Raw genomic sequence first — 14,796 nt, 5'->3', positions numbered from 1 at the left:
GGCTATGAATATCGTCAACGTTACCGCAGAAAACGCTCAGCAACATATTATCGATGCATCATTTAACACATTGGTTATGGTCGATTTTTGGGCCGATTGGAGTGAGCCCTGTAAAACACTGGTACCGTTACTGGAAAAAATTGCCAGTGAGTATCCAAGTGATTTAGTGCTGGCTAAAATTAACGCCGATGAGCAACAAATGCTCGCCTCGCAATTTGGTGTGCGCAGTGTGCCTACGGTAATGCTTATTAAAGATGGGCAACCGGTAGATGGCTTTGCTGGCGCCCAACCCGAGCCGCAAATACGCGAGATGCTAGATAAGTATTTGCCTAAAGCTTGGGAGGCAACGCTGGGCCAAGCGCGCGCGTACTTAGATGAAGCAAGTTATGCCGATGCGCTACCACTACTGCGCCAAGCGCTAGAGGAATCTAATCAGTTGCCTCACATCGCCGCGCTAACGGCTCTGTGTTACGCCGAATTAAACCGCCTAGAAGAAGCTGAAGCTTTATTGGTTAATATTAAGCTGGCCGAGCAAGACGGTATCTATGAGCAGGCGGTTGCCTTGGTAGAGCTTAAAAAACAATCGGCAGGCTCCCCCGAGCTGGAAAAGCTCGCCGCCGATTACGAGCAAAACCCCGATGATTTAACAATCGCTTACGCTTTGGCGCTACAGCTCAATGCCGAGGCACAACATCGCCAAGCGCTGGAATTATTGCTTGATATTTTTAAGCGCGATCGCACTTTTAATGACGGTGCTGCACGTAAAGCATTGACCGATATTCTTGCCACGTTGGGCAAAGGCGACCCGTTAGCTGTTGAGTACCAGCGTAAATTATTTACCTTATTGTATTAAGGGTGTGACTATGCGTTTGTGTTCACTGCTTGCTGCCATTTTGTTCGCCGCTGGTTGTGGCCCGGCACCGTCCTCTTCGGCCACCGAGCGCGTTACAGAAAGCGCCGTAACTCTGCCTGATTACATCACCTTAAGTCCCGATAATATTAAATTTCGCCGCGGTGATTTAGCGCTTAATATTGTTCCCAGTAAAGGCGGGCGTATTAGCTCGCTGCGTTTTGCCGGCAAAGAGCGTTTAATCACCGAGCGCGATACCGAGGGTAATAACTGGGGCAGTGTACTGTGGCCTAGCCCGCAGAAAAATTGGGGTTGGCCACCGCCGGCAACACTGGATTCTGATCCGTATCAGCTGAGCGTGACCGATGCTGGGGTGCGCTTAACCAGTGCAGTAGACCCTGACTTACAAGTGTCATTTTCTAAGCATTATCGCTTGGGTGATATTAGCAACACCCTTGTTGTTAACTACCGTATTACTAGCCATGCCGATCAGCCTATTACCTTGGCACCGTGGGAGATTACCCGCTTGCCAGCCGCGGGTTCTGTGTTTTTCCCTACCGGCGAAACGCCACCCATCAAAGGGCAGTTTGCGCCCTTACCATTAACTGCCATTGATAATGTCAGTTGGTTTGATTATCCCGTTGCTGGCATTGGCCCTGACAATCATAAGTTGATGACCGATGGTGAAGAGGGTTGGCTGGCGTATCACAATAATGATTGGCTGTTGGTTAAGGCGTTTAGTAACGTGCCCGCGCAATTAATGGCGCCGGGTGAAGGTGAGATAGAGGTGTATGCCAATGGTGAAAACACTTATATCGAGCTTGAGCAGCAGGGTTTTTTAACCACCTTAATGCCGGGCCAAACGTTACAGTGGCAAGTGATTTGGCTGTGTGATCGCGCAGCCCCCAACGCAACGCGCGAGGCGCTTATTAAGCGTGCTCGCACTTTGGCCGGTCGTGCCCGTACTTTATAAGCGCAGGGATACGCCGTGAGATACAGTGCATTGCTTATGGTCGTTTTGGCACATGTTAGTTTTGCTGAAGTTGATTTGGTGACGGTAGAGAAATCTATTGGCAAAATGCGCTTGCTGGATGGGGAGCGGCTTGTGCAAGAATATCATGTTGCATTTGGTGCAAACCCTAAAGGTCACAAACAGCAAGAGGGAGATGAAAAGACTCCAGAGGGTATTTACAGCCTCGATTACAAAAAAGAAGATTCTGCTTTCTATCGTGCTATGCATATCTCATATCCAAATAAACAAGATCGAGAGAACGCAAAGAAAGTAGGGGTTTCGCCCGGCGGGTTTATTATGGTGCATGGGCAACGTAACGGATTAGGCTGGCTCGCCCCGATCACTCAGCAGTTTAATTGGACGAACGGTTGTATTGCTTTAAAAAATAAAGAAATGGACGAATTTATGAGTTTGGTGAAAGTCGGCACGCCGATTCAAATAAATTGGTAGCTATGTCGCAAGGGGCTATTGCTGCCGGTTAAGGCGGCCACTTTACTTAGGCGCTACACCATATAGGCATAAAAAAGCCCGGTAAATATACCGGGCTTTTTTATGCGCGAGTCGCCCCGCTTTTTGTGCTTATTTGTCGTTGTACAGGTTGGCGTACTTAAAGCCAAAAAACAGAATATACACGTAGCATAACGCTGGTAGTAAGAACGACATCTGGATGCCAATGTTATCGGCCAGTACACCTTGTAGTAAAGGTATAAACGCACCGCCGACAATGGCCACACACAACAGGCCAGAGCCTTGACTGGTGAACTTGCCTAAACGGTACAACGCCATACTGAAGATGGTGGGGAACATAATTGAGTTACACAGACCTACAGCTAAGATCGACCACATGGCGATCTTGCCATCAAAGAACACGGCAACCAACACCAAGCTGATCGCGGCAATACAGTTAAAGGCCAACACTTTACCGGGCTGTACGTGGCGCATAACCACAAAGCCGATAAACCGGCCGATCATCGCACCGCCCCAATAAAAGCTCACGTATTTTGCGGCTTCATGCTCTTTTAGACCGGCAATATTGCCCTCGCCTAAAAAGTTGACCAAAAAGCTACCAATAGCAACTTCACCACCGACGTACATAAACAGACCAAGAGCACCCAGCATTAAGTGGGTTTTGCTAAAAATAGAGTCTTTAGTGGTGGGGTGTTTTAGCGCTTCTGCGGCATCGGCTATATTGGCTGGCTCATCGTCATGAGAGATTTTTGGCAGCTTAGCTAGTTTAAAGAAAATCGCCAAAGCAATCAGCGAGCCGGCCAATACCAAGTAAGGCATCTGTACCGCAGCGGCTTCTTTTGCTTTCATTGCGGCCGATTCCATCTCCGACAAGCTAGATGGATCTAGCACTTCACCGGCGGCGGCTAAAATCAACAGGCCACCCAGAGCGGGGGCAATAGTGGTGCCCAAAGAGTTAAACGCTTGGGTTAAGTTAAGACGGCTAGAGGCCGTACGCGCTGGCCCAAGTACGGTTACGTAAGGGTTGGCGGCTACTTGTAGTACGGTAATACCTGCGGCCAGAATAAAAAATGCGATCAAAAATACCGTGTAAGTGCTGGTAGAGGCGGGGTAAAACAAAAAACAACCAAAGCCTGCAATCACAAGGCCAGTAACTGCACCGTTTTGATAGCCAATTTTACGAATGAGTGCGCCCGCGGGTAAAGAAACCACCGCATAAGCAAAAAAGAAGCAAAACTGCACCATCATCGCTTGGGTGTAAGTTAGGGTATAAACATTCTTTAAATGTGGGATCAGCACATCGTTCATTGCCGTGAGCAAACCCCACATAAAGAACAAGATAGTGATGATAACCAGCGGACCGGTATAATTTTTATTGGTATCGTGGGTGGCCGTTTGGGCACCGACACTCTGTGGGGCACTTGCCATAAATACACCTCGAAGGAAGTCGTTGTTATTAAGTTTAGGGACGCAGTTACTGTTGTATAGGGAGGGCAGGCCCTAGTTATTTGCGTCAGGTGTGCCTTTATTGTGTTTATCTTTTTGGCAGCGGAGGTACGCCATAAGCGAGCCGTTACCGTTATCAGGCGCGATCACTATAAAACAAAGTGACAGCGCTGTCAGCCCGTTTCATTGCCAAGCATCACTAATAGCGCAAAATACGTCTTATAGGGCAGAATATCGGCAATGGGGTAGAATGCAGTTTTTATCGGGAGGCTAGTTCTTGGTTAAAGCAACTATTGATGACGTCGCGGCGCTTGCTGGAGTCTCTATGAAAACCGTCTCGCGGGTGGTGAATAAAGAGCCCAATGTGCGGGCCAGTACCCGCGATAAGGTCCAAGCCGCTATCGATGAGTTGGCTTACCGCCCAAGCCAGTCGGCCCGCTCGCTGGCGGCCAATCGCTCTTACGTTTTAGGTCTGCTGTACGACAACCCCAGTGCCAGCTATGTCATTGATGTTCAAGATGGCGCTTTGGCCAGTTGCCGCCGCGCGGGCTACGATCTACTTATCCACCCTTGTAAGCGCGATACTGTCGAATTGTTAACGGAGGTGTTAGCGTTGGTGCGCCAAGGGCGGGTCGATGGCTTAATACTCACGCCGCCACTATCGGATATGACCGAGCTGGTGCAGACACTGGTAAGCGCGGGTATACCTTTTGTTCGGCTGTCTCCCACCGAGTACAAAGACGCTTGCCCCTACGTGCAAACTAACGATCAAGAAGCCGCTTACGATATGACTTGCCGGTTGATTGAGTTGGGTCATCGGCGCATTGGTTTTATTGTTGGCCACCCAGATCACCGTGCGGTTACTCAGCGCTACACAGGTTATGTGGCAGCGCTTAAAGAAAACGATCTAGTGCTGGATAAAAGTTTGGTCGTGCAAGGCTATAACTCTTTCGATTCTGGCCGCGAATGTGCCCGCGAGCTGCTCTCTAGCGCTACCCCGCCCAGTGCTATTTTTGCCAGTAATGACGATATGGCCGCCGGTGTTATTATCGAGGCGCACCATCGCAGTATCACAATGCCCGCCGAATTATCGGTTGCTGGATTTGACGATACACCGGTTGCCCATCAAATTTACCCATCACTTACCACGGTACGCCAGCCCATTGCCGAGATGGCGGCAAAGGCGGTAGATCTGTTGTTAAAACAACTGAAAGGTAAGTCGGTGCAAATACCGGCGGCGATTATGAGCTGTCGGATATTGGAGCGAGAGTCTACCGGAGAGGCGGGCCGTTGATACAATTAAGCTGTTTATAGTTTTGCCCAACCGTAACAGCCTAAATTTTTAGGGCAGGGAGATTAAAATGAAAAAAATAGTAATGCTGGTATTGCTGTCGGGGTTGCTAACCGCTTGCGGTACTCCATCGGTGGAAGATCTTATCGACGATCCCGAGCTGCTTGCTGAAGTGTTGCAAGAGTGCAGTACAAAAATGGTTCAAGGCAAAGGCGTTGATACCGATGAGTGTAAAAACGCAGTCGAGGCACAAAAGCAAATGCTCAACAATATGATAAAAGGCTTATTGCAGTAAGCTGCGCTAATTTCAAAGGCTCGAGCCACTCACTTTGACTGGGCTCGAGTCTTTTAGTTTTAGTACTACAGTTGCCCCATTAGTTGCTGCATGACGGTGCGCTTAGTAAGTTAAGGCCGTTTTAATGATTGCCGCAGGCTTTGTTTGCCGGCACAGCAACGTCCATCATTTTGGGGTTAGGTAAGTTGAGTGACCCCATCAGCTCGCTGTACTCGTTTATATCGCGCACTTGCAAGCGTGGGTTGTTGTCACGTTCCTCGCTGATAGTACTTTTCATCCAGCCTTTATAATCGTGCCCTGGGTACACCCAAGTATTGTCGTCAAGCGTTAACAGTTTGTTAAACAAGCTGTGGTATTGATCGCGGGCACTACCGTTTTGAAAGTCTGTACGGCCCGAGCCACGTATCAGTAGCGTGTCGCCGGTAAACACGTATTGCTGATTGTTGTGCTGCAATAAAAAGCTGTACGAATCATCGGTGTGCCCTGGGGTATAAAGTGCGGTGATGCGCAGTGCGCCAACACTTAAAATTTGACCGTCAGAAAAAGTCCCGCTGGCACAGCTCGCCTGCGATTGTGCACCCACATAAGCAGCGCAACCGGTAGCGTCACGCAATTTACCTAAAGCGGTAATGTGGTCGGCATGGGTGTGGGTATCAACCGCTAATATTAGTTGTAACTCAAGCTCGTTAAGCAATCTTAAATAACCATCAAGTTGTTCAATAACTGGGTCGATAAGCATCGCCTCGCGGGTGTTTTTATCGGCGATTAAGTAAGTATAAGTGCTTGATTCTTTGTCAAACAACTGTCTAAAAATCATTGTGTGTACCTCGCTAAACGTTCGGAGTTAATAAAGCTACAACAAGCTCGCCAATGAAACGCCGATTAACGCTACGGCAAAAATCTTTTGCGCTAAGGCGTTATCAATTTTGCGGCTAATGTATTGGCCTAAAATCATTCCCAGTATGCCGCCGGCGGCAATTAGCCCAAGCAATGCCCAGTCGAGCGTGACGCTGCGGTGCCAATAACCGACAAACCCCGCCGAGCTAATAGCAGCGATAATAACCAGTGAGGTCGCCACCGCTTGGCCCATTTTTAACTGACTTAAACCCAGCAATAACGGCACAATTAAAAAGCCACCACCTACCCCAAATAAGCCCGACAGTACGCCTACCGCAAGGCCGCTAACCCCAAGGCTAATAATGCAAGGTAGGCGCAACTGTAGGCGGCCGCTGGGGCTTAGTCGGCACAAAGCTTGGCTGGTTTCTGCATCGGGTTGTGGGTTGGCCCTAACAATCGCCGCTTGTTGTGGGCTGCGCTGTGCTTGCAGGTACATTCGCAAGGCAATGGTTAGTGCCAGTAAGTTAAAGCCCACTAATAACCATAGCTCGGGTATTACAGTAGTTAAATATTGGCCCAACGGGGCGCTTAGTACACCGCCCGCACCCAGTAATAACGCCGGCAACCACAGCACTTGCTTGCCTCGTATATTGTTAATACTGCCGTAAAAAGCACTGGCCGCTACCGCCCCTAAGGCTATACCACTGGCGTCGCCCATCGGCAGCCCAGCAAATAACAACAGCAATGGCACCGCAAAAACTGAGCCGCCAGCGCCGGTTAAGCCCAGCACTAAGCCAATCGTTAGGCCGATGATTAGACTTAACATCAGCTTATTTATTCCACGGCATTTTGGCGATTAGCAGACCCATGGCGCAGGTGCCGCTAATACCGGCAAACATTAAGCCGGCGCCAACAAAGCCCGATAAAGCAAAAAATACAGGGTTAATAAAATAACCGGCCAATACCCCCACAAACACCAGTGCACCGGCGCCAATACGCACTTGGCGCTCTAGCGAGATAACGTTTGTGTTGCCACTTACGAGCGGGGCGTTAGTGTCTTTTAGTGCGTTTACACCCCCTTCGGCGATAATCAGCGTCTCATCGATTTTACCCGCCAGAGTGTTCGCGGCTATATCGGCGCGTTTGCCACTTTGGCACAGTAAGTAAACCGGTTGGCCAGCTTTACCAGCCTCATGCAGGGCAAGGCGAACCCGCTCGGGGGGGATCTCGTTGACCGGAATATGAATACTACCGGGCAGATGCAACTCGTTCACTTCGGCGCCACTGCGCACATCAATAACGCAGCAGTTGTTGTGTTGCTCGGCTACTTGCTGTGCCGAATGACGCTGGGTGGTGTTGCTTGAGTTGTTGTCTGTGTTCATGGCGTATCTCCAAAATTTGCGTTGCTATTAAGGGCAGTAAATTGTTTGCAGTACATCAATAATCTTGCTTGCGGCATTACCTTTTAAGCGGTAATACACTTTTTGTCCGTCTTTGCGGGTATCTACTAAAGCCGCCTCGCGCAGTGCGGCTAAATGTTGCGAAAGAGCCGACTGACTTAAAGGCACCTGAGCGTTCAGCTCGCTTACACTTAACTCTTGTGCTTGCAGTGCGCATAAAATCATTAAGCGTTTTTCATTACTTAGCATTTTTAGCATCGCAGCGGCCTGAGCGGCGTTGGCTTGGAGTTGCTCTGGTGACATTTGTTGTTGCATGTATTTGCTCCTATTTGAGATTACTATATTAGAGTTTTCTAAATTAGTAAAGCCTAATATATAAATATTGTTTAATGGCAATCGCGAATAACTAAAAGGCTAGGGTTAAAGCGCTCGCTTATGGCGCGCCAGCAGCCGGCAGTTGCGGTACAATGCCGCCTTTATTCGCTGGTGTATGGGTGCCAGACTTAAATTTAGTAACAGCTTTAAACGACAGGTTGTCATGCGCGTACTTTTGGTAAAACTCAGTTCTATGGGCGATTTGGTGCAAACACTGCCCGCTATTAGCGATGCAGTGCGCGCTATTCCCGGTATTGAGTTTGACTGGGTAGTCGATGAGGCCTTTGCCGATGTGCCTAGCTGGCACCCAGCGGTCAAGCGGGTGATTCGTTCGGCCCACCGGCGCTGGAAGCGCAACCTGCGGCAAAGCTGGCGCGCCGGTGAGCTAAAAGCCTTTTGGCGCGAGCTGCGCGCCGAACCTTACGACTTAGTGTTAGATGCCCAAACCAGTATTAAAAGTGCCGTGGTAACGCGTATGGCACGCGGCCCTAAAGTGGGCCCCGATAAACACTCGGTACGCGAGTACGGCGCCCACTGGGCTTATGGTCGGCAAGTACCCGTGAGCCAAGACATTCACGCGATTGATCGCTGGCGTTTACTGTTTGCGCGTGGTCTTGGCTATGAGCTGCCCAATACGCCGCCCGACTTTGGTTTAACACAGGCTGTTTGGCCAGCACTAACGGTCACTGCGCGGCCTTATTTAATAGCCGTGACCAACGCCAGCTGGCAAACCAAATGCTTGCCCGATAACGTATGGCGCGAGCTGATTGTTAAAGCCGCCGGGCAGGGCTTAGATGTACTGTTGCCTTGGGGCGCACCGGCCGAGCGCGAACGCGCCGAACAAATTGCCGCAGGGCTAGATAACGCCATCGTTTTACCGCGCTTAGCTTTAACCGAATTAGCCGGTTTGTTAAACCGCGCCGAAGGCGCTTTGTGCAACGACACAGGCCTGGCGCATATCGCCGCCGCTTTAGGTCGCCCCTGCGTTACCGCTTACGGCCCCACCGATCCAAATTTAATTGCCGCTACCGGGCCGCGTTCGGTGCATCTAGCCGCACAAGGTACGCCTGATTTTACTTGCGCCCCATGTTATAAACGCGAGTGTCACTACCGCGAGTATCGCGGCCCGCAAGCGCAGTGTTTACAGGCCATGAGTGCCGATGCTTTGTGGCAATTGCTTATTGCCCAGCGCCCCATTAAATGATTTTGAATTGACTCAATCGAGAGACTGTTATGACTGTTCGCACCCGTATCGCGCCGTCACCCACCGGTGACCCCCACGTCGGCACCGCCTATATTGCGTTGTTTAACCAATGTTTTGCTCGCCAGCACGGCGGCCAATTTATTCTGCGCATTGAAGACACCGATCAAACCCGCAGCACGCCAGAGTCCGAGCAAGCGATTTTAGACAGTCTGCGTTGGTTGGGAATCGAGTGGGACGAAGGCCCGGACGTCGGTGGCGAGCACGGCCCTTACCGTCAGAGCGAGCGCATGGGTATTTACAAACAGTACGCCGACGAGCTGATTGAAAAAGGTCACGCTTTTTACTGCTTTGCCAGCTCTGAAGAGCTAGACGAAATGCGCCGCGAACAACAAGCCCGCGGCGAGACGCCTAAATACGATGGTCGCGGTTTAAAGCTTAGCGACGCAGAAGTGCAGGCCAAACTCGCCGCCGGTGAGCCCTACGTGGTGCGCATGAAAATCCCGGAACAGGGTGTTTGTGTTATTGACGATATGTTGCGTGGCAACATCGACATCGAATGGTCGCAAGTGGATATGCAGGTGCTGCTCAAAGCCGACGGTATGCCCACCTATCACTTGGCCAACGTGGTGGACGACCACCTGATGGGAATCACCCATGTGATTCGCGGCGAAGAGTGGATCAACTCGGCCCCTAAGCATTTAAAGCTGTACGAATATTTTGGCTGGCAAGCGCCCGTGCTATGCCATTTGCCTCTGCTGCGCAACACCGACAAATCCAAACTCAGCAAACGCAAAAACCCCACCAGTATTCTGTACTACCAACGCGCCGGCTTTTTACCCGAGGCGGTGCTTAACTACCTAGGCCGTATGGGCTGGTCTATGCCCGACGAGCGTGAGAAATTCACCCTTGCCGACATGCAAGCGCACTTCGATATCAGCCGCGTGAGCCTTGGTGGCCCCATCTTTGATGTAGAAAAACTCAGCTGGCTCAACGGTTTATGGATTCGCGAAGACCTAACCACCGAGCAACTGGCCGACCGCCTAAGTGAGTGGGCGCTTAACCGCGACAACCTGTTAAAAGTATTGCCCCACGCCCAGTCGCGCATGGAAACCCTAGGCGACTTTATGCCCCTAGTGGCCTTTTTAGCCTCGGGCCAGCTGCCGCTTAGCGAAGCCCATTTTGCCGAAAACCGCCTGACCATGGACGAGCAAAAACAACTGCTGCAATTCGCCCTATGGCGGTTAGAGGCGTTGCGAGTATGGGAGCGCGATGAAATCTTCAACGCCCTTAAAACCTTGGCCGGGCAGATGGACATCAAGCTTAAAGACTTTTTGGCCCCTATCTTTATCGCTATCGCCGGTACCACCGCGTCCTTCTCGGTTATGGACTCTATGACCCTATTAGGCCCAGATATGAGCCGCGCCAGACTGCGCCAGGCGATTAACATCTGGGGAGAAGTGGGCAAGAAGCAGCTTAAAAAGTTGGAGAAAGCCTATACGGCTTTGGGAAGTAATCCTGCGGATTAATGTTTTTTGTGGGCACAGGGATGTGCCTGAGCATCCTTCTTTGGGGGCTGCGTTCTGGTTGGCTCCCAATTGTCTCATTTTGTTCTTAATTAGATTTTTTATAATTCTCGCCCTTTGTCGCCGGGCGGGCGAGTCACTTTTCTTTGTTTGGGCAAAGAAAACTAACGAAAAGAAAGCCCACCCCGGCGTCTGGCCCTCGGCAACTGCTCCTGTGTTGCTCTATTCAGCTACATCCATGTAGCGATTCGGGTTCCCTCGCTCCGGCCGATTTTTGTAGGCCGTATCGACGCGCCCTCCCTGGCGCGACGATACTTGCGCACGCGTCCATGCGTGCTTACCCACAAAAATAGGCCTCCGCTCGGCTCAGTCGCAGGGGCCCCGTGGGGTGCCAGATTCCGGTTGTTGGGTCTTTCCTGTCCATGATTACGCTCAGAGCAGCTTTAGGTGTGGGAAAATTAAACAGATTGAGTAAGAGGTAATCGTCGGGGCAAAAAGGGGTGAATTTCTTGATCGAAGGCCTTGACAGTTTTTCCTCTCACGCCTATTAAAACGCACCTCTTTCGGGGCCTTAGCTCAGCTGGGAGAACGCAACTCTGGCAGAGTTGATATCAGCGGTTGATGTGCATGGATGCACGAATGTCGCGGGCGCATGGAGCGCAGGAGCGACCTAAAAATGGCAGGATAGCCATTTTGCACGGCGAATGCCGCCCGTAGGGCCATGGATGGCCCGAGTGCATCCCGCTAGGCGACGGTTCTATCAGTGCCTAACTTTTATCGAAGTCCGAGCTAGTGCTTTAAATTAGCCACAGAGCATAGACAGTGCGTATGTCAGGCGCTGGAAAATCAAACAGATTGATTGAGTGATAGCCATAGGCGCAAAAACCCATAAATTTATTGGGTTGAGGCCTTGACAGTTTTTCGTCTCACGCCTATTATGCGCACCTCTTTCGGGGCCTTAGCTCAGCTGGGAGAGCGCAACACTGGCAGTGTTGAGGTCAGCGGTTCGATCCCGCTAGGCTCCACCAAACAAACAAAAAACCCCCGTACTCGCGAGAGTACGGGGGTTTTTTGTTTGTCTCGCTCTCGCTGAAAGCTCAGCGAGAGCGAGGCTTAGCTCCGGTTGATGTGCATGGATGCACGAATGTCGCGGGCGCATGGAGCGCAGGAGCGACCTAAAAATGGCAGGACAGCCATTTTGCACAGCGGATGCTGCCCGCAGGGTGGGGCACAAGGACGTGCCCCATGCATCCTGCTAGGCCGATGGCTGAACACGAAGTCCTATTTCTTGGATAAGCAGGTTTTTGTTTGTTTCGCTGAAAGTTCAGCGAGAGTCAGGTTTAGCACCGGTTGACGTGAATGGATTCACTAAGCCCCATTACACTTCATTTGGTTGCGGGGCCAGTTTTGCCGCGGGCGCATGGATTCGCAGAAGCGCCCACAAATTTGCGAGGAATGAATTTATACGGCGAATGCAGCCAACAGTCTAGGCGCTAAGTGAATGTCTAGAGTTGGTTGCGTGGGCGGTTATTGTCAAATTTCTGGTTGTCCTAGAGTCAGGTAGATATAGAAACTAGCGAGGGGCAACATTTGGCGCTATTATTGCTCACGAATATTTTAATATGTGCGGTATTTTGGAGCAGGTAGTGTTCATTGATAATAAGGGGTATCTCATGAGTAAGCGGTTTTGGGTTTCATTAGCTGTAATATTGGCATTGTGTGGTGTGGGAGTGAGTGCGCAAGGTCAAGTGACGGCACCGAGCATATTAACGCCTCCTGGTTTAGGGCCGGGTGATACCTTCTACATCATATTCGCCGGTAGTGATACCATTAACGGCGCACAAACAGCAGCGGCCTATGTTAATTATGCTGCAACGGTAAAAGCAAATGATCCTGCTACTGACCTAATTGCCGGCTGGACAACGCTGTATGGTCATGATGATTCGTCATTGGTAACCACCTCTGCTTTTAGTGACACGAACGCCCCAATTTATAATCGAAACGGTGATAAAGTAGCCGATAACCGTGCTGAATTATTTAGCAACAGTCAAGATGTAGCTATCGGTTTTGATGAGCAAGGCAATCCAAATGCCAATAATATTTGGACTGGCTTTAACTTTACGGGTGGAAGCACGGGTATTGGTGATGACTCTCTAGGGGGGAATGATGCACTTAGTGATGGCTGCTTGGCTGGCAATGCCGCTGAGACTGATAATAGATGGGCCGCTAGTGTTTTAACTGGTGGGAATGGATGCGCCGGGGCAAGTTTAGGTTTGTACGTTGTCTCTCCCTTGATGATGGTTCCACGGCCACCGGCGCCTTTACCTATTTTTAATATACCGGGGTTGGTTTTACTAGTGGCACTGATGGGGCTTGTCGCTCGTCGGTATTCTTCTCGTTTACGCGCTTAGGAAAATATTAAAGGCAATGCATGCTTGATTGCTGACCTTTGAATAGGGCTTGATTTGCTTCTTTAATACGAGAGCAGCGAGCCCTTTTTTGTATAAGCGCTCTGATATTTTACACGTATAATAAAGCTAGACCTTAAATCTTAATTGATGTGACCTCCATGATCTAATATGACAATTTCTCAGATTCTGTCAGTGTATTAAACCGTACTGAATAAATGGGGTCAGATCAAACTTATGGCGCATTAAGCATTCTTGGGTGTGGAGGTGTTGAATCTGCGACAGAATAAAATCTTTAATTTATGGCTTAGTCTCCCATAATCATAGCGCTCTTATGAGTTTTTTCATCGACGATAACATGCAAGACTGGCCGCCGGCCCAGCCCAGTAGGCGCTAAAGATCCTTAGCTGTTCTCAATTCGAAAGCCTATTTTCATAGTCACTTGGTAATGCGCTACTTTTCCGTCGTTTATATGGCCGCTAGTAATGGGGGGATTACAGAATCACTTTAGATTTTTGATGGCTTTATGGCACTCGACAATGGCATTATTAATAGCATCTTCAATACTTTTGGTCGAGGATCAGAACATTTCAATCTTTTTGTGGGTGTGGTGATTGGACATAAAATACTCCGTTAGAAAAATGTGTGATTCGAGTATGGTATATGAGGCGGCGCGGAAAAAAATACAATGCGATAAGTGGAGTCAGGTAAAACTCACAGCGCATTAACCCCCACGTTGATCACTACGATGTATCGGAATTTCTAACAGGGGATTTAAGCCGATTCTGGCGCAAGTAGATTGCACGTACTCGCGCCAATAGGGGCGCACATGAAAACTCACGTTATTCTCTGAAAAAGCCGCCACTTCGTCTTCGCTTAGTTCTTGGGTGGCGATATATTTGGCTTCAAAGGTGACGACAATAACCACAAAAGGTTGATAGTCGTCGTCCATAGCGGCTTCTTGGTCGCCTTGCGCAATGGCGCGAATACCACTGGTATGGTTAAAGCGATACTCATGCACCGTGTCGCTGTTGTCATTCGTAAAAACGGCTTCTTTGACTTGTGACACGCCATGAAACTCTTGGGTGACGTAATCATGAGCACCCAAAGTCGCCGGCTCAAAGTCCTCTCGCAACGAGACTTGCGTTCCACGCAAGTCGATTGACTGAATCTTTAAAGCATCTTGTGCTGATATTAATAGGTCGTTCATGCCGCGTGCCATTGAGGTAGATGACTACAGCCGATAATTTTTCTCTCGGTAAGCTTTGTCCGAGAAGGGGCTGTGGCTTTGGCCTTTGGTGTCACGGCTTTCCACTCAAAATTGCGTGCTTCTGCCAAAGGGGCCTCTGCGATCGGCAGCAATACTTTGGGCGCAAAGCCCAGTGCAAAGCAAATATCAGACAGGGTGCCAAGCGTCATATTGCGTGAGCCGCTGAGTAGCTGCGTTACAAACGACTTGGACTTACCCAGTTTTTTTGCCAGTTCGGCTTTGCTAATGGCGTGGTCTTCCAATATCACTAATAGGTCTTCTGTGACGTTATAAATCAGCTCTTCTCGTGCGTAGGCTTTGTCTTCTGCTTTTGAGAATTGTTTGTTTGGTGGATAAAACAGCTCTTTAGCGCTCATCGCCATTTTCCTCTATTCTTTTCCAGTTGTGGGCCACTATGTCCGAGTCTTTCTTTTTGAG

Annotated in this window: 15 protein-coding genes, 1 tRNA gene and 1 pseudogene; 9 read left to right on the top strand and 8 right to left on the bottom strand. The window is 49.9% G+C overall.

Annotated features, from left to right (window positions below; all coding sequences use genetic code 11):
• Positions 1 to 4 precede the first annotated feature (4 nt).
• The 3 genes from trxA to GILYN3_RS07275 are packed head-to-tail and all read left to right on the top strand — an operon-like array spanning position 5 to position 2,312.
• Positions 5 to 853, top strand: coding sequence for a thioredoxin (gene trxA / locus GILYN3_RS07285; RefSeq protein WP_049722226.1), 849 nt, complete (start codon positions 5 to 7; stop codon positions 851 to 853).
• A gap of 10 nt (positions 854 to 863) precedes the next feature.
• Complete coding sequence (locus tag GILYN3_RS07280) at positions 864 to 1,823, top strand: DUF4380 domain-containing protein (RefSeq protein ID WP_049722225.1); 960 nt, start codon at positions 864 to 866, stop codon at positions 1,821 to 1,823.
• Positions 1,824 to 1,838: 15 nt separating this feature from the next.
• Positions 1,839 to 2,312: a L,D-transpeptidase family protein gene (locus GILYN3_RS07275; RefSeq protein ID WP_049722224.1), complete on the top strand. Its 474-nt coding sequence runs from the start codon at positions 1,839 to 1,841 to the stop codon at positions 2,310 to 2,312.
• 129 nt (positions 2,313 to 2,441) lie between these two features.
• Here GILYN3_RS07275 and fucP read toward each other — a convergent pair whose 3' ends face one another.
• Positions 2,442 to 3,758, bottom strand: coding sequence for an L-fucose:H+ symporter permease (fucP, locus tag GILYN3_RS07270; protein ID WP_049722223.1), 1,317 nt, complete (start codon positions 3,756 to 3,758; stop codon positions 2,442 to 2,444).
• Positions 3,759 to 4,053: 295 nt separating this feature from the next.
• On the opposite strand from fucP, the gene GILYN3_RS07265 reads away from it, so the two are divergent.
• Together GILYN3_RS07265 and GILYN3_RS07260 are read left to right on the top strand one after the other, a co-directional pair.
• The gene (locus GILYN3_RS07265) at positions 4,054 to 5,070 is read left to right on the top strand and encodes a LacI family DNA-binding transcriptional regulator (RefSeq protein WP_049722222.1); all 1,017 of its coding nucleotides are present in this window, start codon (positions 4,054 to 4,056) and stop codon (positions 5,068 to 5,070) included.
• A 67-nt stretch (positions 5,071 to 5,137) separates the two neighbouring features.
• The gene (locus GILYN3_RS07260) at positions 5,138 to 5,362 is read left to right on the top strand and encodes an EexN family lipoprotein (protein WP_049722221.1); all 225 of its coding nucleotides are present in this window, start codon (positions 5,138 to 5,140) and stop codon (positions 5,360 to 5,362) included.
• A gap of 121 nt (positions 5,363 to 5,483) precedes the next feature.
• Here GILYN3_RS07260 and GILYN3_RS07255 read toward each other — a convergent pair whose 3' ends face one another.
• The 4 genes from GILYN3_RS07255 to GILYN3_RS07240 are packed head-to-tail and all read right to left on the bottom strand — an operon-like array spanning position 5,484 to position 7,914.
• Positions 5,484 to 6,179: an MBL fold metallo-hydrolase gene (locus GILYN3_RS07255; RefSeq protein WP_049722220.1), complete on the bottom strand. Its 696-nt coding sequence runs from the start codon at positions 6,177 to 6,179 to the stop codon at positions 5,484 to 5,486.
• Between the two features lie 36 nt (positions 6,180 to 6,215).
• Positions 6,216 to 7,025, bottom strand: a complete 810-nt coding sequence (locus GILYN3_RS07250; RefSeq protein ID WP_049722219.1) for a sulfite exporter TauE/SafE family protein — start codon at positions 7,023 to 7,025, stop codon at positions 6,216 to 6,218.
• Between the two features lie 4 nt (positions 7,026 to 7,029).
• Positions 7,030 to 7,581, bottom strand: a complete 552-nt coding sequence (locus GILYN3_RS16995; RefSeq protein WP_049722218.1) for a rhodanese-like domain-containing protein — start codon at positions 7,579 to 7,581, stop codon at positions 7,030 to 7,032.
• A 27-nt stretch (positions 7,582 to 7,608) separates the two neighbouring features.
• Positions 7,609 to 7,914, bottom strand: coding sequence for an ArsR/SmtB family transcription factor (locus tag GILYN3_RS07240; protein WP_049722217.1), 306 nt, complete (start codon positions 7,912 to 7,914; stop codon positions 7,609 to 7,611).
• A 223-nt stretch (positions 7,915 to 8,137) separates the two neighbouring features.
• Between GILYN3_RS07240 and waaC the strand changes: the two genes are divergently transcribed.
• From waaC to GILYN3_RS07220, 4 genes are all read left to right on the top strand, one after another.
• Positions 8,138 to 9,178, top strand: coding sequence for a lipopolysaccharide heptosyltransferase I (gene waaC / locus GILYN3_RS07235; protein WP_198147298.1), 1,041 nt, complete (start codon positions 8,138 to 8,140; stop codon positions 9,176 to 9,178).
• Between the two features lie 29 nt (positions 9,179 to 9,207).
• Positions 9,208 to 10,704 (top strand): glutamate--tRNA ligase, encoded by a 1,497-nt coding sequence (gene gltX, locus GILYN3_RS07230; protein ID WP_049722215.1) that lies wholly within the window; start codon positions 9,208 to 9,210, stop codon positions 10,702 to 10,704.
• Positions 10,705 to 11,653: 949 nt separating this feature from the next.
• Positions 11,654 to 11,729, top strand: a tRNA-Ala gene (locus GILYN3_RS07225).
• A 645-nt stretch (positions 11,730 to 12,374) separates the two neighbouring features.
• A complete protein-coding gene (locus GILYN3_RS07220) occupies positions 12,375 to 13,112 on the top strand; it encodes a hypothetical protein (protein ID WP_049722214.1) in 738 nt (245 codons plus the stop codon).
• Between the two features lie 400 nt (positions 13,113 to 13,512).
• On the opposite strand, the pseudogene GILYN3_RS16840 reads toward GILYN3_RS07220, so the two are convergent.
• From GILYN3_RS16840 to GILYN3_RS07210, 3 genes and pseudogenes are all read right to left on the bottom strand, one after another.
• A pseudogene (locus tag GILYN3_RS16840) lies at positions 13,513 to 13,677 on the bottom strand (dodecin family protein); the annotation flags it as partial.
• A 156-nt stretch (positions 13,678 to 13,833) separates the two neighbouring features.
• Positions 13,834 to 14,319, bottom strand: coding sequence for a hypothetical protein (locus tag GILYN3_RS07215; protein WP_049722213.1), 486 nt, complete (start codon positions 14,317 to 14,319; stop codon positions 13,834 to 13,836).
• Entirely contained in the window at positions 14,316 to 14,735 is a 420-nt protein-coding gene (locus GILYN3_RS07210) for a helix-turn-helix domain-containing protein (RefSeq protein ID WP_049722212.1), read from the bottom strand. Before GILYN3_RS07210 ends, GILYN3_RS07215 begins: the two co-directional genes overlap by 4 nt.
• Positions 14,736 to 14,796 lie beyond the last annotated feature (61 nt).

It is taken from the genome of Gilvimarinus polysaccharolyticus, from assembly GCF_001187555.1.
GTDB classification, from domain to species: Bacteria; Pseudomonadota; Gammaproteobacteria; order Pseudomonadales; family Cellvibrionaceae; genus Gilvimarinus; species Gilvimarinus polysaccharolyticus.
This window is presented reverse-complemented; position numbering and strand designations above follow the sequence as displayed.